Below are 18,314 nucleotides of genomic sequence, written 5' to 3'. Positions count from 1 at the left end.
TCAGGCAATGCTCGGCAGCACGATCTCGTCGCTGCGCTGAACCCCGGCGGTGAAGGCGCGGCACAACTCCAGGAACTCGCGCATGGCCGAGGTCTGGTACTTCTGTTTATGCCAGATGAAGTAGAACTGCCGGGCCAAGTCCAGGTCCGGGGTTTCCACCGGCACCAGGCTGCCGCGGCGAAACGCGTCGCGCAGCGCCAGCCGCGAAATACAGCCAATCCCCAGTCCCGATTCCACCGCACGCTTGATCGCCTCGGTGTGTTCCAGCTCCAGGCGGATATTCAGCGCGCTGCGGTGATGGCGCATGGCTTGGTCGAAGGTCAAGCGTGTGCCCGAGCCTTGCTCCCGCAGGATCCACGCCTCGTGGGTCAACTCATCCATGCTCGCCATACCACGCTTGGCCAGGTGATGCTGCGGCGCGCAAAACACCACCAGTTCATCTTCCACCCAGGTTTGCACCTCGATATCCGGGTGGCTGCAGTCGCCTTCGATTAGACCCAGGTCAATTTCGTAATGCGCAACCTGGTGCACGATATGTGCAGTGTTCTGCACATGCAGTTTCACCTGGCTCTCGGGGTGCTGCTGCATGAAGCTGCCGATCAGCAGGGTGGCCAGGTAGTTGCCGATGGTCAGGGTGGCGCCGACCGCCAGGGAGCCGAAGCCGGACTTGCCGTTGAGCAGATCTTCGATCTCCTTGGCCTGGTCCAGCAGCGCTACCGCCTGGGGCAACAGTTGATGACCGAGCGCGTTGAGGCTCAGGCGTTTGCCTGCACGGTCGAACAATTGGCAGCTGGATTGACGCTCCAGCTCGGTAATGGAAGTGCTGGCGGCGGATTGAGATAAGGCCAGAAGGCCAGCAGCGCGGGAGACGCTTTCCTGCTGGGCGACGGCGACGAAGACTTGCAGTTGACGGAGAGTAAATCGCATATCGATATAACCGATAACCCTTATCTTAATAATCCAGTTAACAGATATTGTCGCCGCCATTAGAATGCTGTGCAATTGCGCAACTACATTTGGCGCAGACCCATTTCCAGGAGTCCCCCGTACATGAGCAACATGAACCACGAGCGTGTCCTCAGTGTTCATCACTGGAACGACACTCTGTTCAGCTTCAAGTGCACCCGCGATCCGGGCCTGCGCTTCGAGAACGGTCAGTTCGTGATGATCGGCCTGCAACAGCCCAACGGCCGCCCGCTCATGCGCGCCTACTCCATTGCCAGCCCGAACTGGGAAGAGCACCTGGAGTTCTTCAGCATCAAGGTGCCTGATGGCCCGCTGACTTCCCAATTGCAACACCTGAAGGAAGGCGACGAGATCATCATCAGCAAAAAACCGACAGGCACCCTGGTGCTTGACGATTTGAAGCCAGGCAAACACCTGTACCTGCTCAGCACCGGTACCGGCCTTGCTCCCTTCATGAGCGTGATCCAGGACCCGGAAACCTACGAGCGTTTCGAAAAGGTGATCCTGTGCCACGGCGTGCGTTACGTCAACGAAGTCGCCTACCGCGAATTCATCACCGAGCACCTGCCGCAGAACGAATTCTTCGGCGAGGCCTTGCGTGACAAGCTGATCTATTACCCGACCGTGACCCGCGAGCCGTTCGAGAACGAAGGCCGCCTGACCGACCTGATGCGCAGCGGCAAGCTGTTCAGCGACATCGGCCTGCCCCCGATCAACCCCGAGGACGACCGCGCCATGCTGTGCGGCAGCCCAAGCATGTTGGATGAAACCAGCGAAGTGCTGAACAGCTTCGGCCTGAAGGTTTCGCCACGCATGCGTGAGCCGGGTGATTACCTGATCGAGCGCGCGTTCGTCGAGAAGTAAGATAGCCGGGCCATATGCTGACTGGGCCACACAGAAGATCCAAATGTGGGAGGGGGCTTGCCCCCGATGAGTGCGTGTCAGTTGATACATCTGTAGCTGACACACTGTTATCGGGGGCAAGCCCCCTCCCACATTGGGTTTTCGGTTTATCCAGCCGGTAGCACTTCCAACACACAAATCACCCCCGCCTCGGGATAGTGCCAACGCACATCCACATCCCAGAACTGCGCGCCGTATTCGCGCTCCGGTCCCGGCACCTGATACGCCGGTCGTGGATCCTGCGCCAGGCACTGATCAATCAGTTCCACCAGGGGCTCGCCAAGGCGCTGAGCATGCCCTTGTGCCTGTTGCAGCGCAGTCTTCAGCCACTGCACGGGGATCAGCTGCGGCGCTGCGCTGGCGATGCTGTTGGTGGCCGTGTCGACAATGTCGGCATACGGCACATACGGCTTGATATCCAGGACCGGCGTGCCATCCAGCAAATCGATCCCGGAAATCCACAGGCGCCCCGGTTCCACCTTGTCCAGCTTCACCACTGATTGGCCAATGCCGTTGGGGCGATGGGTTGCGCGGGTGGCAAACACGCCCATGGACGTGTTACCGCCCAGGCGAGGTGGGCGCACTTTCAGGCGTGGCTTGTCTTCCAGGGCCTGGTGGAACAGAAACAGCAGCCACACATGACTGACCTGCTCCAGGCCCTGCACCGCCTCGCCGCTGTCGAACGGCGCCACTAGCTCCAATATGCCACGGGCGGCTGGCGCCAACTGCGGTTGGCGCGGAATGGCGAACTTCTCCTTGAAACAGGAGCGCACGAACCCGACGGGCGAGACCTGGTAACTCATGGCTTACGCACGAACCCGCAGGGTCAGGCCCTTGAGGAAGTTACGCAGCAACTGGTCGCCGCATGGACGGTAGTTGGTGTGGCCGAACTTGCGGAACAGCGCGCTCAGTTCCGGCTTGGACACCGGGAACTCGGCGGCCTTGAGGATGGCATGCATGTCGTCTTCCTTCAGTTCGAAGGCCACACGCAGTTTCTTGAGGATGATGTTGTTCGTCACTGGCGTTTCGATCGGCTGCGGCGGACGGCTTTCGTCCTTGCCGCGCTTGAAGATCACCAGCCCATCGAGGAAATGCGCCATGACGTCGTCCGGGCAGAACACGAAGCCTTCTTCCTCGTCCTTCTTGAGGTAGGTGAGCAGGTCGTCCTTGGTCACGTCCATGCCGCCGAGCTTGATGATCTCGACCATCTTGTTGTCGCTGATGTCGAGCATGTAGCGCACGCTGCGCAGTACGTCGTTGTGAATCATGGTGGGCAATCCTGGTATTCAACTGAGGACACCGCCAGTCAGGCGGTGTCGGAAAAAGTGCGGCGGCTTAGAACTTCTCTTTGCCGGACAGGTAACGCCATTGGCCGACTGGCACCTTGCCGATGGACACGCCACCGATGCGGATACGGCGAATGGCGATGACTTTCAGGCCAACCGCTTCGCAGAACAGTGCGATCACTCCCGGTTGCGGGTTTTTCATCGCAAAGCGCAGGCGGTTTTCGTTCTGCCAGCTGGCTTTGACGGCCGGCAGTTCCTTGCCTTTATAGGTCAGGCCGTGGTTCAGGCGGTTGAGGCCGTGGGCAACCATGTCGCCTTCAACCTCCACCACGTATTCCTGCTCGATCTTGGCGGCATCGGCGGTCAACTTGCGCAGGATCTTCCAGTCCTGGGTGAACACCAGCAGGCCGCTGGCCTTGGCCTGCAGGTCGGCGCTGGCGGTCAGGCGCAGGAAGTGGCCCTTGAGCGGGCGCTTGCCGAAGCGGTGTTCTTCCGAGAGCGTTTCGGCGCTGATCGACGCCATGGCCGTTTCGGCATCCACGCCGGCCGGGGCGTGCAGCAGGATGGTCACCGGCTCGGGTGCGGTGGCCTTGGCCTCGGGGTCGAGTTCGACCTTCTGGGTGGTGACCTTGAACTGCGGTTCGTCGATCACTTCACCGTCCACCGAGACCCAGCCGCCTTCGATGAACAGCTCAGCCTCCCGACGGGAGCAACCGACCAGCTCGATAAGGCGTTTGGAGAGGCGTATGGGGTCAGTCATGACAAGGGCCGTAACAAAAGGGGGTGGCTATTGTACCTGCCTGGCGCCGGTTAATCCCGGCTCCATTTCAGGGCGCGCGGTCTTATTTGGCTCAACCCGGTCTGAATGTGGGAGGAGGCTTGCCCCCGATGGCGGTGTATCAGCAAAGAAACCAGTGGCTGGTGATCGGCTATCGCGGGCAAGCCCCCTCCCACAGTTGTTCACCATTGTGTCAGGCGTTGCCAGACGCATATGCAGTAACGGATAAGGCTGGCCCAGGCCGTCATGCTCCGTGCGTCCGATCACCTCGAAGCCTTGTTTGAAGTAGAACCCCAGCGCCTGGGGATTCTGCTCGTTGACATCCAGTTCGTCGGCATTCAGTTGTTCGATGGCATAGCGCAGTAACTGCCGCCCGAGGCCCTGGCCCCTGTGCTGCGGGTCGATGAAGAGCATCTCCACCTTGCCGCTCGCGACCCCGGCAAACCCGGTGATGCGCTGACGGGCGTCCTTGGTGCAGATCAGCATCACGGCATCCAGATAGCGGGTCAGCACCAGGTTTTTCAGCAACTCGATGTAACTGTCCGGCAGGAAGTCATGGGTGGCGCGTACCGAGGCCTCCCAGATCCGCGCCAACTCGGTGTAGTCGCTGGTTTTAGGTGTGTGGATAACCGAATGCTGACGCATGCCCGCTGCCCCTTGCCGATGATCGGCGTTGATGGGCAAAACGATAGACCTAAAAAAGCCCCGCATCTTGTCCAGAAGCAGGGCTTTTTCAAATTTTTACGCCGATCAGTCGCGCTTTTCAGCCCACAGGTCGTATTCATCGGCATCGGTCACGGTGCACCAGACCTTGTCGCCCGGCTTCAGGCCGCTGGCATCGTCGATAAACACGTTACCGTCGATCTCCGGTGCGTCGAAGAAGCAGCGGCCAACGGCGCCTTGCTCGTCGACTTCGTCGATCAGCACTTCGATTTCCTTGCCGATGCGCAGTTGCAGGCGCGCCGAGCTGATGGCCTGCTGGTGCGCCATGAAACGCTCCCAACGGTCCTGCTTGACGTCGTCCGGCACCACGGCCAGGTCCAGCAGGTTGGCCGGGGCGCCCTCCACCGGCGAATACTGGAAGCAGCCGACGCGGTCCAGTTGGGCTTCGGTCAGCCAGTCCAGCAGGTACTGGAAGTCTTCTTCGGTTTCGCCGGGGAAACCGACGATGAAGGTCGAACGGATGATCAATTCCGGGCAGATCTCGCGCCAGTTCTTGATGCGCGCCAGGGTCTTGTCTTCGAAGGCCGGGCGTTTCATGGCTTTGAGCACTTTCGGGCTGGCGTGCTGGAACGGGATGTCCAGGTACGGCAGGATCTTGCCGGCGGCCATCAGCGGGATCAGCTCGTCCACGTGCGGGTACGGGTAGACGTAGTGCAGGCGCACCCACACACCCAGGCTGCTCAAGGCTTCGCACAGTTCGGTCATGCGGGTTTTCACCGGCGCGCCGTTCCAGAAACCGGTGCGGTATTTCACGTCGACGCCGTAGGCGCTGGTGTCCTGGGAGATCACCAGCAGCTCTTTGACGCCGGATTTGACCAGGCGCTGGGCCTCGTCGAGTACGTCACCGACCGGACGGCTGACCAGCTTGCCGCGCATCGACGGGATGATGCAGAAGCTGCAGCTGTGGTTGCAGCCTTCGGAAATCTTCAGGTAAGCGTAGTGACGCGGCGTCAGCTTGATGCCTTGCGGCGGTACCAGGTCGATCAGCGGGTTGTGGTCCTGGCGCGGTGGCACCACCTCGTGCACGGCGTTGACTACCTGCTCGTACTGCTGCGGGCCGGTCACGGCCAGCACGCTCGGGTGCACGTTGCGGATATTGCCTTCTTCCACGCCCATGCAGCCGGTCACGATGACCTTGCCGTTTTCCTTGATGGCCTCGCCAATCACTTCCAGGGACTCTGCCTTGGCCGAGTCGATGAAGCCGCAGGTGTTGACCACCACCACGTCAGCGTCCTGGTAGGTGGACACAACGTCATAGCCTTCCATACGCAGTTGCGTGAGGATGCGCTCGGAGTCGACCAGAGCCTTCGGGCAACCCAGGGAAACAAAGCCAACCTTGGGGTTGGCTTTTGCGATGGTGGTGGACATGTCTAACCTCGGTATTGAATGACGCCGCCCGTCGGGCACGACAGGGCTGCGGACGGGCGCTTGGCGCGCCTCTGATCAAAAAGTGCGCAATTCTAGCGACGGGCAGCGCACTTGACCAGCTTTATGCAGGGAAATGCGACGAGTGCTGCGCTATGCTTCGCGCCGTTGTGCGTAGGTAAAACCCTAAGGTCAACAAAACGTCTGTTACGAGAAGTAAAACGGCGCATGCTAGGGTCAGCTTAGACGCGTTGTTAATAAAAGACCGCAGGTCAAAGGGCAGGAGTGGTTGATGGGTCACGCGAGTAGTCAGGCAGCAGGTGCCGAGCAGTCAAACGCCAAGCCGATTGGCATGCTGGTGGCAGCGGTCGGGGTGGTTTACGGCGATATCGGGACCAGCCCGCTGTACACCCTCAAAGAGGTGTTCAACGGCGGTTATGGGGTTCAGGTCAACCATGATGGCGTGCTGGGGATCCTGGCGCTGATCTTCTGGTCGCTGATCTGGGTGGTCTCGATCAAGTACATGCTGTTCGTGCTGCGCGCCGACAACCAGGGCGAGGGCGGCATCATGGCCCTTACGGCTCTGGCACGGCGGGCGGCAGGGGAGCGCAAGAAGCTGCGCAGTTTCCTGGTGGTGTGCGGCCTGTGTGGCGCGGCGCTGTTCTATGGCGACAGCATGATCACCCCAGCCATTTCCGTATTGTCCGCCGTTGAAGGCCTGGAACTTGCGTTCGACGGCCTGGAGAAATGGGTCGTGCCCATCGCCCTGGTGGTGCTGGTGGCGCTGTTCCTGATCCAGAAGCACGGCACCGATCACATCGGCAAGTTGTTCGGGCCGGTGATGGTGACCTGGTTCCTGGTGCTGGGTGGCCTCGGTGTGTATGGCATCACCCTGCACCCTGAAGTGCTCAGTGCGCTGAACCCGATATGGGCCGTGCGCTTCTTCGAGGCTCACCCCGGCATTGGCGTGGCCATCCTTGGCGCGGTGGTGCTGGCACTGACCGGCGCCGAAGCGCTGTATGCCGACATGGGCCACTTCGGGCGCAAACCCATCGCCCGGGCCTGGTTCATGCTGGTGCTGCCGGCGCTGGTGCTCAATTACTTCGGCCAGGGTGCGATGCTGCTGGGCGATCCGGAAGCCGCGCGCAACCCGTTCTACCTGCTGGCCCCGAGCTGGGCACTGATCCCGCTGGTGGTGTTGTCCACCCTGGCCACGGTGATCGCGTCCCAGGCGGTGATTTCCGGTGCGTTCTCGTTGACGCGCCAGGCGATCCAGTTGGGTTACATCCCGCGTATGCATATCCAGCACACCTCCAGCGCCGAACAGGGCCAGATCTACATCGGCGCGGTGAACTGGTCGTTGATGGTCGGCGTGATCCTGCTGGTGCTCGGCTTCGAATCTTCCAACGCACTGGCATCGGCCTACGGCGTGGCGGTGACCGGCACCATGCTGATGACCACCATCCTGGTGTCGGCGGTGATGCTGCTGCTGTGGAAATGGCCCCCGATCCTGGCCGTGCCGGTGTTGGTGTGCTGCCTGCTGGTCGACGGGCTGTACTTTGCCGCCAACGTGCCGAAGATCATCCAGGGCGGTGCTTTCCCGGTGCTGGCGGGGATTGTGCTGTTCGTGCTGATGACCACCTGGAAGCGCGGCAAGCAATTGCTGGTTGAGCGCCTCGACGAAGGCGGCCTGCCGCTGCCGATCTTTATCGGCAGTATCCGCGTGCAACCGCCCCATCGCGTGCAGGGTACCGCCGTGTTCCTCACGGCGCGTCCGGACGCCGTGCCCCACGCGCTGTTGCACAACCTGCTGCATAACCAGGTGTTGCATGAGCAAGTGGTGCTGCTGACGGTGGTCTACGAGGATATTCCCCGCGTACCGGCCACACGGCGTTTCGAGGTGGATTCCTACGGCGAAGGCTTCTTCCGCGTGATCCTGCACTTTGGTTTCACCGATGAGCCGGACGTGCCCGAAGCGCTGAAGTTGTGTCACCTGGATGGCCTGGACTTCAGCCCGATGCGCACCACCTACTTCCTCAGCCGCGAAACGGTGATCGCTTCGCGAATCAAGGGCATGGCCCGCTGGCGCGAAGCGTTGTTCGCTTTTATGTTGAAAAACGCCAACGGCAATCTGCGCTTCTTCAAACTGCCGGTAAACCGCGTGATCGAGCTGGGCACCCAGGTCGAAATGTAAGCGGCAGCCAACCGGGGGCCGGCAATCGGCTCCCGCTTTTCCTTCTGAACCCTGTGCAATCCAGCGTTGTCGACTAGGCTCTAAGCACCGTTTGAATAGTGCCCACAGAACCCAGAAGAGGTGCGCCATGAGTCAGCTGCTCGAACCCTATACCCTCCGTCAATTGACCCTGCTCAACCGCATCGCGGTCTCACCGATGTGCCAATACTCAAGCGATGACGGCCTGGCCAATGACTGGCACTTGGTGCACCTTGGCAGCCGCGCCGTCGGTGGCGCCGGGCTGATTTTCACCGAAGCCACCGCCGTGACCGCAGATGGCCGCATCACCGCACAGGACCTGGGTCTCTGGAACGACGCCCAGATCGAACCGCTGCAACGCATCACGCGCTTCATTGCCGCCCAGGGCGCGGTGGCCGGCATTCAACTGGCCCACGCCGGGCGCAAGGCCAGCACCCATCGGCCGTGGATCGGCAAGCATGGCAGCGTCAAGCCGGAGGACGGCGGCTGGGTGCCGGTGGGGCCGTCGCCGATTGCCTTCGACCCTCAGCACACCCAACCCAGGCAGTTGGACGAAGGGCAGATCCAGCAAGTGATCGCCGATTTCGTCGCCGCTGCCAAACGTGCGCTGACCGCCGGTTTTGAAGTGGTGGAAATCCACGCCGCCCATGGTTACCTGCTGCATCAATTCCTGTCACCGATCAGCAACCAACGTCAGGACCAGTACGGTGGCTCGTTCGAAAACCGCATCCGCCTGGTGCTGCAAGTGACCAGGGCCGTGCGTGATATCTGGCCCCAGGAGCTGCCGCTGTTTGTGCGGGTGTCGGCCACCGACTGGGTGGAAGACGGCTGGAACCCGGATGAAACCGTGGAGCTGGCGCGTCGCCTGAAAGAGCTGGGCGTGGACCTGATCGACGTTTCGTCAGGCGGTACCGCCGCCAACGCCGAGATCCCCACTGGCCCTGGCTACCAGACCCGCTTCGCCGAACGCGTGCGCAAGGAGTCGGGCATCGCCACCGGCACCGTGGGCATGATCACCGAGCCGGCCCAGGCCGAGCACATCCTGCGCACCTGTCAGGCCGATATTATCTTCCTTGCCCGTGAGCTGTTGCGCGACCCGTACTGGCCGTTGCACGCCGATGATGACCTGGGCGGGCGCAAGGCGATCTGGCCGGCGCAGTACCAGCGTGCTACCCATCGTGACCAACCCATCCACGAGTCGGATTTGAGAGATTGAGCCCTGACACGCTCCGCCGAAACCCACCCTGACCCGGTGGGTTTTTTTACGGTCATAGCGTGGGATAGCGCTGTAGGTATTCGTTACCGATGTAATTATTTAAGTGATTACTCTAAAAAAATCGCACGCTTGGCGAGATCGTTTCTACGCTTAGGGTAAGCCTGATTTCTGGCCCAGGGAGTCAGTCGGTTTTCCCACGCAGGCATTGCGCTTCACGGGAAGGGGTTATGGGCACCAGGAGTATTTGTTGGATAACAGGAGAAGCAGTCCATGGCCAAGTCCTATGGTGTGGCGGGTGCGGTAGCGTCTTTTCTGACCCGCAGGGTGTCATTGCGGGGGCGAAGGTTGAGCTCGGATGAAATGGAGTTGCTGGCGCAGTATCGAGCGCTGACCGAGAACGATCAGGTGGCGATGCGCTATTTGATTGGGGCAATGAAGAGTGTGTCGCGGTTCTGAACCGAAGAGGGGGCGTTCCCACGCAAGCGTGGGAACGCGGTGCATCAGGTGTACTTGCGCTGGTCCGGCGCCGGCGGGAAGTACTGGTACAGCCAGGTTTCGCTCAAGGTGCGGTCCTGGGTGCGAATGAACAGGCGCAGCTCAACTGGCTCCACGCTGTCGCTGGTCGGGTACCAGTCGAACAGGATGCGGTAGCCCTTGATGTTATCCAGCACCAGCACGCTGAAGTCCTTCACCTGGCCATGGGAACAGGTCACCACCGGCTCGATCCCGGTGCCTGGCGGCAGGCGATCCAGGCCGCCGCCCTTGAAGTCCACGGCAAAGCGACGCGCCCAGACTTGCGGATAGTGCTCACCCGGTGCCCAGCCTTCGGTGAAGCCACCCATGCCCGAACGGGTTGCATCGACTTGCGCCAACGGTGTGCTCACCGGCGGCAGCGCGCTCCAGTACAGCTTGTAGCCGTAGTTGAGCGAGTCGCCGGCGGCCACGGGTGTTTTCGGCGTCCAGAAGGCCACGATGTTATCGAGGGTCTCGCCGGTGGTCGGGATTTCCAGCAGGTCGATCGAGCCTTCGCCCCAGGCGGTCGTCGGTTCGACCCATAGGCTCGGGCGCTTGCTGTACCAGTCCACGGTGTCCTGGTAACTGGCGAACTCATGGTCGGTCTGCACCAGGCCGAACCCCTTCGGGTCTTTGTCGGCAAATGCGTTGAATTGCAGCTTGGCCGGGTTGTTCAGCGGTCGGCAGATCCACTCGCCGTTGCCGCGCCACATCGCCAGGCGGTCCGAATCGTGGATCTGCGGGTGGATGGTGTCGCACATGCGGCGTTCGTGGGTGCCGCAACTGAACATGCTGGTCATCGGCGCGATGCCCAATTGTTCGATGGTGGTACGCGCATTGATATGGGCGTCGATGGCCATCACTACCTGGTTGGCCTGGCAGTCGATATCGAAGCGGTACGCGCCGGTGGCGCTCGGCGAGTCGAGCAGTGCGTAGACCACGAAGCGGGTGGCGTTCTTGTCCGGGGTTTCGAACCAGAACTGCGTGAAGTCGGGGAATTCCTCGCGTTTTTTCGCGTAGGTGTCGATGGCCAGGCCACGGGCAGAAAGGCCGTACTGGCCGGTGGAATCCACCGCGCGGAAGTAGCTGGCACCGAGAAACGACAGCACGTCATGGCGATCCAGTTCCGGCGCCTTGAACAGCTTGAAGCCGGAGAAGCCCAGGTCGCCGGTCAGTTGCTTGGTGTCGACCGTGGTTTTTTCATAGTTGAACAGGGAGGGGCGGAAATGCACCTCACGGGCTTCACGGGTCTTGGGGTCGACGCTGTGCATGCGCACCGGCGTCTTGAAGCCCATGCCGACGTGGAAGAATTGCACGTCCAGTTGGCCGTTCAATTCCTTCCACAGCGAATGGTTGCCGTCGTAGCCGATGGCGTTGAAATTCTGCGGGGTCATGGTCGCCAGCGTGGGCGGCAACACCTGTTTGGTGTCCTTGTAAGCGGTCCCGGCGAGTTGTTTGGCCTGGGCCTTGAGCGTGTCGAAGTCGAACGCCACGGCCTTGCCATCGGCAGCACGGTTCCCGGCCCAGGCCTGGGCGGCGAGCAGGCCGCTGGCCGACAAGCCGGTGTAAGCCGCAATGGCCATGGACGCTTTGAGCAAATTCCTGCGGTGCATAGAGACAACCTGTCGTGAGCAAATCCCGCGCCGTTCCTGGCACGTAGCGGATCAGAAATTACGGTTCGGACATGCCTTCGACCAAACGCAACGGACATTAAACAGACGCCGGATAGCTTAAGCGGTTCGATGACGCAGGAAAATTGATTGATAGCGTGGTGATGGCGTTGCAAATGCGACAAGACATTTCCGATTCTGTGACCGAACACATCAGTTAAGAAATATGAAGATCCAAATGTGGGAGGGGGCTTGCCCCCGATAGCGGTGTGCCAGTCACTGAATACTGCGCAGGTCCAACTCAATCGGGGGCAAGCCCCCTCCCACATTTAGACTGCATTTCAGGCGACTTCACCCACCGCTCGGTAAGCCTCATCAATCGCCGCATGGGCATACGCACTCCACGCCGCATCCGAGTTGGCGATGCTCACATGCCCCACCGGCTTTTTCGCCAGTTGCATCCACGCTTCGGTTTCATCGGCTTGATCGAACAAGCTGTTGGAGAAGCTCGCATAACCGTGTGACCAGCGGTTGACAGTGATCGCCAGAATATCGGTCTCATGATTGAAACCGCCGGGCCCGAGCATGCGTTGCAACTGGTCGCGCAACTGCGCTTCCAGTTGTTCGAACGTCTGCCCATACAACTTGCCACGCCCGGCGCGGGCCTGGTCGCGGGCGTTCATGCCGCTGTTGGGGCTGGTGGGCACGTAGACCATGTGCAAGCCGATCGGCTGCGTCGGGTCGCGCGGGTGGTCATAGCCGCCCATGCTCACCGGGTAGTCCAGTTTGATCCGGCTGTAGGGCTGGGTTGCCGCGTAAATCTCGTGAACGCCGAGCTTCTGGAATGACTGCCAATTGCGGATAACCACCTTGGTGTACACCAGCGGGTACTTCACGTTCTGGCTCAAGGCGTGAGCCTGCGGTGCCGGCAAATCCTTCAACAAATACGGAATCATCATGTTGTAGCAGGCCAGGATGCAGCGTTTTCCACGCACCTGTGCGAGTTGGCCGCCACGGCTGTAGCCGATATGCACACCGTCGCCGACGTTACGCACACTGACCGCCGTACTGTTCAAGCGCAGCCGCACCGCCGCCTTGGGTTGGTCCAGCCTGGCGTAGTCGAATGCCGCCAGCACGATGTCGTCCATGGTATGTCCCGGCGCCACGCCCGGGATCAGGCTGCGTACCAGCAACCGTGCCACCGACGCATTGCCGTCCGGGAAGTGATAGATGTAGGGCTCTTCCATTTCGGCTGCCGCTTCTTCGCTGATTGGCGCCAGGTTCATCCCTGCAAAACCTGGGAAACCCACGCTGTAGGCATCGGCCGACGCCACGGCATCAATGCTCAGCGCCATGAAGTCATTGGTGCGGCTCTGGAAGTACTTCACCGCGCCTTCCGACAAACCGACGTTCTTGAGCAGGAAATCGCGGTAGCTGGTGGCTGCCAGGTAGTCGGCCTTTTCTTTGGCGGTCTTGCCCGGCAGGTAGTCCTTGGGCGCGGTGTGCAGCTCGATCAGGGCCTGACGGTCTGCCGCCGGCAACGGGAAGTCATTGATGAAATCGCGAATCGCCCGTGCGTTGAGTTGGTCGGGGGCGATGTCGTCGGCGACCATCGGCGTCGGGTCGCCGGTCACCAGCTTGTCTTCGCCGAAGTTCTCCTTGTCGAAAAACACCCCGCGCGACAGCCCGAGACCGGGGTAGAACCGGCGGTCGAAGGCGGTTTCGAAGCGCTTGATGTTCACGCCGAGCTTTTTCAGCAGCCCGTTCACTTCCTTGCTGTACAGGTGGTTGGGCGACTGGAACGCCTCGCTGCCACCGTAGCCGATGATCATGCGGCCACCGGCCTGGAATTCATTGCGCTTGGCGTGGCCGCCGAAGTCGTCGTGGTTTTCCAGGATCAGGATCTTCGCCTTGGGGTGCTTCTCGCGATAGAACCACGCCGCCGACAGCCCGCTCAAGCCACCGCCCACGACGACCAAGTCATAGTCTTCGGTGACCGGCAGCTTGTCGGTGTCGAACACCTTCTTTTCCCAGCCCATCTGGTGCGCCACTTCGAACGAGCCGGCATGGCTGCCGCGCAGGCCGGTAAGGGCGGGTGGGTAGTAACGGCCATCAGGGGCGGCTTGCAGGATTTGCAGTGGGGTCATGCCGGCGGCGAGGGTGACAGCGACGCCGTTGAGGAAGTCGCGGCGGGTGATATCCATGGGGGATCCTGAAAATTATTGTTATAGGTTCCCGGCATCCAGAGGGAATGCCGGGTTGAATCGTCAGTGCTTGAACATCACATGACGCACGGTGGTGTAGTCCTCCAGCCCGTACATGGACATGTCCTTGCCATAGCCAGACAGTTTCTGACCGCCGTGAGGCATTTCGCTGACCAGCATGAAGTGGGTGTTCACCCAGGTGCAGCCGTACTGCAGGCGTGCCGCCAGGCGGTGGGCACGTCCTACATCGGCGGTCCATACGGACGACGCCAGGCCGTAGTCCGAATCGTTGGCCCAGCCCAGCACCTGCGCTTCGTCGTTGAACTTGGTCACTGAGACCACCGGCCCGAATACTTCGCGGCGCACGATCTCGTCGTCCTGCTGTGCGTCGGCCAGCACGGTGGGTTCAAAGAAGAAACCATTGCCTTCCACCGCCTTGCCACCCGTGACCAGGCGAATGTGCGGTTGCGCCACGGCGCGTTCGACAAACCCGGCAACACGGTCGCGATGTTGCGCAGTAATCAACGGGCCCAACTCCGTGGCCGGGTCATCCTGCAATCCATACTTGATGCTGGCGACCGCCGCGCCGAGTTTTTCGACGAACTTGTCGTAGATCTGCGCCTGCGCGTAAATCCGGCAGGCCGCCGTGCAATCCTGGCCGGCGTTGTAGAAACCGAAGGTACGAATGCCTTCCACGGCGGCGTCGATGTCCGCATCGTTGAAGATGATCACTGGCGCCTTGCCACCCAACTCCATGTGCATGCGTTTCACGCTGTCGGCGGTGCTGGAGATGATATTTGCGCCGGTGGCGATGGAGCCGGTCAGCGACACCATGCGCACTTTAGGGTGCGTCACCAGTGGGCTGCCCACGGTAGGCCCACGGCCGAACACCAGGTTGAGCACGCCGGCCGGGAAGATTTCAGCGGCCAGTTCGACCATGCGCAATGCGGTCAGCGGGGTTTGCTCCGACGGCTTGAGCACCACGGTATTACCGGCGGCGAGGGCCGGGGCGATTTTCCAGGCGACCATCATCAGCGGGTAGTTCCACGGCGCGATGGACGCGATCACGCCCACCGGGTCGCGACGGATCATCGAGGTGTGGCCGGGCAGGTATTCACCGCCGGCCGAACCGCTCATGCAACGGCTGGCGCCGGCAAAGAAACGGAATACATCGGCAATCGCCGGGATTTCATCGTTGAGCGCGGCTCTGTAGGGCTTGCCGCAGTTGTCCGATTCCAGCTTGGCCAGCTCTTCGCCGTGGGCCTCGATCACGTCCGCCAGTTTCAGCAGCAGCAGCGAACGATCCTTGGGCGCGGTTTGCGACCAGCCTTCGAAGGCCGCGTCGGCGGCGCGCACGGCGGCGTCGACCTGGGCTTCGCTGGCTTCCTTGATTTCTACCAGTACGCGGCCCAGAGCCGGGTTGAATACAGCCTGCGCCGGGCCTTCGCCTTCGACCAGTTGGCCGTTGATCAGTAATTTGGTTTGCATGGTTCAGCTCTCCACCAACTATCGTTATTTCCTTGAATAAACTGGCTCTAAATGTGGGAGGGGGCTTGCCCCCGATAGCAATCTTCCAGTCACACCCTCTACAACTGACCCACTGCCATCGGGGGCAAGCCCCCTCCCACATTTGAACCGTGTTCCTTCAATAGCATCGTTATTTGCCGCCACTCCCGGCCACGCTTTCACCGCCGCGGGTCAGGTAATAGGCACCGAGAATCGGGAACATCGTTACCAGCATCACTAGCATCGCCACCACGTTGGTCACCGGCACATCCCGCGGGCGGCTCAACTGGTTGAGCAGCCACAGCGGCAAGGTGCGCTCGTGGCCGGCGGTGAAGGTGGTGACGATGATTTCGTCGAACGACAATGCAAAGGCGAGCATGCCGCCGGCCAGCAGCGCCGAGCCCAGGTTGGGCATGATGATGTAGCGGAAGGTCTGCCAGCCGTCGGCGCCCAGGTCCATCGAGGCCTCGATCAGGCTGTGGGAGGTGCGGCGCAAGCGGGCAATGACGTTGTTGTAGACGATCACCACGCAGAAGGTCGCGTGGCCGACGATGATGGTGAACATCCCCGGCTCGATACCCAGCGTCTTGAACGTCGCCAGCAGTGCGATACCGGTGATGATCCCCGGCAGCGCAATCGGCAGGATCAACATCAGCGACACGCCTTGCTTGCCGAAGAACTCGCGGCGATACAGCGCCGCCGAGGCCAGTGTGCCGAGCACCATGGCGATCAGCGTGGCGATGGCGGCGATCTGCAGCGACAGCTTGATCGCCTCCAGTACGTCCGGCCGCGCGAACGCCACGCTGAACCACTTCAGGGTGAAGCCCTGGGGCGGAAAGCTGAACGCAGCTTCTTCGGTGTTGAAGGCATAAAGAAAGATGATCAGGATCGGGAAGTGCAGAAACACCAACCCGCCCCAGGCGGCGATCTTCAGGCCCAATGAGGATTTTTCAGAGTGCATCGAAGGCCCCCAGGCGTTTGACGATGGACAGGTAAACCGCGATCAGCACGATCGGCACCAGGGTGAACGCCGCCGCCATGGGCATGTTGCCGATGGCGCCTTGCTGCGCATAGACCATGCCGCCGACGAAGTAGCCGGGCGGGCCGACCAGTTGCGGCACGATGAAATCGCCCAGGGTCAGCGAGAAGGTGAAGATGGAACCTGCGGCAATCCCTGGCACCGACAGCGGCAATATCACCTGCATGAAGGTCTGGCGCGGTTTGGCGCCCAGGTCGGCAGAGGCTTGCAGCAAGGACGGCGGCAAACGCTCCAGGGACGCCTGGATCGGCAGGATCATGAACGGCAGCCAGATATAGACAAACACCATGAACCGTCCCAGATGCGAGGTGCTCAAGGTACTGCCGCCCACGCCGGGAACGCCCAGCACGAACTGCAACACAGGCTCCAGGCCCAGGTGCTGCACGAACCACTGCGCCACGCCGCCCTTGGCCAGCAGCAAGGTCCAGGCATAAGCCTTGACGATATAGCTGGCCCACATCGGCATCATCACCGCGATGTAGAAGAACGCCTTGGTCTTGCCCGTGGTGTAGCGCGCCATGTAGTAGGCAATGGGGAAGGCCACGATGGCACTGGCGATCGATACCACGATCGCCATGCTCAAGGTGCGCACAATGATGTCGAAGTTCGACGGCTGGAACAGCGCGGCGAAGTTGGCCAGAGTCAGGTCTGGCGTGACCGCCATGGTGAAGTCGTCGAAGGTATAGAAACCTTGCCACAGCAGGGTCAGCAACGAACCGAGGTAGATCGCGCCGAACCAGATCAGCGGCGGCACCAGCAGCATTGCCAGGTAGAGGTTGGGCTTGCGGTAGAGCAGGTTGGAAAACCTGCGCATCGGCGGGTGGGAAATAGCCAGGCTCATGTCACACCTCGCCTGCGCTGTCGGTCAGCGGGGTCATGGCTTCCCGCGCCCAACGGGCGGTGATGGACTGGCCGACCTGGTGGCCGCTGCTGATGTCCAGCCACTGGTTGTTGGCCTGGCTGATGTTCAGCGCCTGGCCGTTTTCCAGTTTCAGTTCATAGCGGGTGGCGCTGCCCTGGTACTGGATGTCGTGGAGCAGGCCGCTGATTTCCACTTCGCCGGCGCCCAGCGGGCCCTCGGCGAAGCGCACGTGTTCCGGGCGGATCGAGAAGGGTTGCGTGCTGCCGCTGAGGCGCTGCGCCAGTTCGCCGCGTATCACGTTGGAGGTGCCGACGAACTCGGCGACGAAGGCGGTGGCCGGTTTCATGTACAGGTTGCGCGGGGTGTCGACCTGCTCGATGCGACCTTTGTTGAAGACTGCGACGCGGTCGGACATCGACAGCGCTTCGGTCTGGTCGTGGGTCACGAAGATAAAGGTGATGCCCAGCTGGCGTTGCAGCTTTTTCAGTTCGCTCTGCATCTGCTCGCGCAGCTTGAGGTCGAGGGCGCCCAAGGGTTCATCCAGCAACAACACACGCGGGCGATTGACCAGGGCGCGGGCCAGGGCCACCCGTTGGCGTTGACCGCCGGAGAGCTGCACCGGCTTGCGCTCGCCGTAGCCGCCGAGGGCGACCATGGCCAGGGCTTCTTCGGCGCGGTTGAGGCGCTCGGTCTTGCCCACGCCCTTGACCTTGAGGCCGTAGGCAACGTTGTCGCGCACATTCATATGGGGGAACAGCGCGTAATCCTGGAACACGGTGTTCACGTCGCGCTGGTAGGGCGGTAAGCCGGCGGCTTCCTCGCCGTGGATACGGATCGAGCCTGCGCTCGGCTGCTCGAACCCGGCGATCAGGCGCAGGCAGGTGGTCTTGCCCGAGCCGGAAGGCCCGAGCATGGAAAAGAACTCGCCGTCCTGGATATCGATGGAAACCCGGTCAACGGCTTTCACTTCGCCGAACTGACGGGAAACGTGAGTGAATTGGACTGCAAGTGTCATGGTGCGGTGCTCCGAAAAGGCACGGGTCGTCGCAGCGGCCCGGCCTGGACTTCTGAAAAAACAAAACATCTGTGAATGCGGTCAATGTGGGAGGGGGCTTGCCCCCGAAAGCAGTG

At 61.4% G+C, this 18,314-nt stretch carries 15 protein-coding genes and 1 pseudogene; 4 read left to right on the top strand and 12 right to left on the bottom strand.

The features are described from left to right. Entirely contained in the window at positions 1-927 is a 927-nt protein-coding gene (locus BMX59_RS01230; RefSeq protein ID WP_093512263.1) for a LysR family transcriptional regulator, read from the bottom strand. 123 nt (positions 928-1,050) lie between these two features. Between BMX59_RS01230 and fpr the strand changes: the two genes are divergently transcribed. Then, positions 1,051-1,830 carry a ferredoxin-NADP reductase gene (gene fpr, locus BMX59_RS01225; protein WP_003189055.1) on the top strand — a complete coding sequence of 260 codons (780 nt, stop codon included), beginning with the start codon at positions 1,051-1,053 and terminating at the stop codon, positions 1,828-1,830. A gap of 146 nt (positions 1,831-1,976) precedes the next feature. Here the strand turns inward: fpr and tsaA are convergent, their stop codons facing one another. The 5 genes and pseudogenes from tsaA to rimO form a co-directional block, all read right to left on the bottom strand. Then, entirely contained in the window at positions 1,977-2,672 is a 696-nt protein-coding gene (gene tsaA, locus BMX59_RS01220; protein WP_093119388.1) for a tRNA (N6-threonylcarbamoyladenosine(37)-N6)-methyltransferase TrmO, read from the bottom strand. Positions 2,673-2,675: 3 nt separating this feature from the next. Further along, positions 2,676-3,137 (bottom strand): YehS family protein, encoded by a 462-nt coding sequence (locus BMX59_RS01215; protein ID WP_016977930.1) that lies wholly within the window; start codon positions 3,135-3,137, stop codon positions 2,676-2,678. A 67-nt stretch (positions 3,138-3,204) separates the two neighbouring features. Further along, positions 3,205-3,915 (bottom strand): rRNA pseudouridine synthase, encoded by a 711-nt coding sequence (locus tag BMX59_RS01210; protein ID WP_078047152.1) that lies wholly within the window; start codon positions 3,913-3,915, stop codon positions 3,205-3,207. A 222-nt stretch (positions 3,916-4,137) separates the two neighbouring features. Beyond that, positions 4,138-4,578, bottom strand: a pseudogene (locus BMX59_RS01205) (GNAT family N-acetyltransferase); the annotation flags it as partial. Positions 4,579-4,683: 105 nt separating this feature from the next. Beyond that, complete coding sequence (gene rimO / locus BMX59_RS01200; protein ID WP_003231334.1) at positions 4,684-6,024, bottom strand: 30S ribosomal protein S12 methylthiotransferase RimO; 1,341 nt, start codon at positions 6,022-6,024, stop codon at positions 4,684-4,686. 289 nt (positions 6,025-6,313) lie between these two features. Here rimO and BMX59_RS01195 point away from each other — a divergent pair, with 289 nt between their 5' ends. The 3 genes from BMX59_RS01195 to BMX59_RS01185 all read left to right on the top strand — a co-directional run bounded on the left by BMX59_RS01195 (position 6,314) and on the right by BMX59_RS01185 (position 9,905). Further along, a complete protein-coding gene (locus BMX59_RS01195) occupies positions 6,314-8,215 on the top strand; it encodes a potassium transporter Kup (RefSeq protein ID WP_071488750.1) in 1,902 nt (633 codons plus the stop codon). Positions 8,216-8,342: 127 nt separating this feature from the next. After that, positions 8,343-9,449, top strand: coding sequence for an NADH:flavin oxidoreductase/NADH oxidase (locus tag BMX59_RS01190; protein ID WP_092241083.1), 1,107 nt, complete (start codon positions 8,343-8,345; stop codon positions 9,447-9,449). Positions 9,450-9,719: 270 nt separating this feature from the next. Beyond that, positions 9,720-9,905, top strand: a complete 186-nt coding sequence (locus BMX59_RS01185; RefSeq protein ID WP_058423750.1) for a hypothetical protein — start codon at positions 9,720-9,722, stop codon at positions 9,903-9,905. A 44-nt stretch (positions 9,906-9,949) separates the two neighbouring features. Here BMX59_RS01185 and BMX59_RS01180 read toward each other — a convergent pair whose 3' ends face one another. The 6 genes from BMX59_RS01180 to BMX59_RS01155 all read right to left on the bottom strand — a co-directional run bounded on the left by BMX59_RS01180 (position 9,950) and on the right by BMX59_RS01155 (position 18,198). After that, positions 9,950-11,575 (bottom strand): glucan biosynthesis protein D, encoded by a 1,626-nt coding sequence (locus BMX59_RS01180; protein WP_092241085.1) that lies wholly within the window; start codon positions 11,573-11,575, stop codon positions 9,950-9,952. A gap of 338 nt (positions 11,576-11,913) precedes the next feature. Then, positions 11,914-13,776, bottom strand: coding sequence for an NAD(P)-binding protein (locus BMX59_RS01175; protein ID WP_092241087.1), 1,863 nt, complete (start codon positions 13,774-13,776; stop codon positions 11,914-11,916). 63 nt (positions 13,777-13,839) lie between these two features. Beyond that, positions 13,840-15,264 (bottom strand): gamma-aminobutyraldehyde dehydrogenase, encoded by a 1,425-nt coding sequence (locus BMX59_RS01170; protein WP_092241089.1) that lies wholly within the window; start codon positions 15,262-15,264, stop codon positions 13,840-13,842. 169 nt (positions 15,265-15,433) lie between these two features. Further along, on the bottom strand, positions 15,434-16,243 hold the full coding sequence (locus tag BMX59_RS01165) for an ABC transporter permease (protein WP_025856826.1): 810 nt from the start codon (positions 16,241-16,243) through the stop codon (positions 15,434-15,436). Next, a complete protein-coding gene (locus tag BMX59_RS01160; RefSeq protein ID WP_092241091.1) occupies positions 16,233-17,162 on the bottom strand; it encodes an ABC transporter permease in 930 nt (309 codons plus the stop codon). The genes BMX59_RS01165 and BMX59_RS01160 overlap by 11 nt, the downstream gene beginning before the upstream one ends. 1 nt (position 17,163) lies before the next feature. Next, positions 17,164-18,198, bottom strand: a complete 1,035-nt coding sequence (locus tag BMX59_RS01155; protein WP_071488756.1) for an ABC transporter ATP-binding protein — start codon at positions 18,196-18,198, stop codon at positions 17,164-17,166. Between the last annotated feature and the right edge of the window lie 116 nt (positions 18,199-18,314).

This window comes from Pseudomonas sp. NFR09, from assembly GCF_900111535.1.
In the GTDB taxonomy this organism is placed as follows: domain Bacteria; phylum Pseudomonadota; class Gammaproteobacteria; order Pseudomonadales; family Pseudomonadaceae; genus Aquipseudomonas; species Aquipseudomonas extremorientalis.
This window is presented reverse-complemented; position numbering and strand designations above follow the sequence as displayed.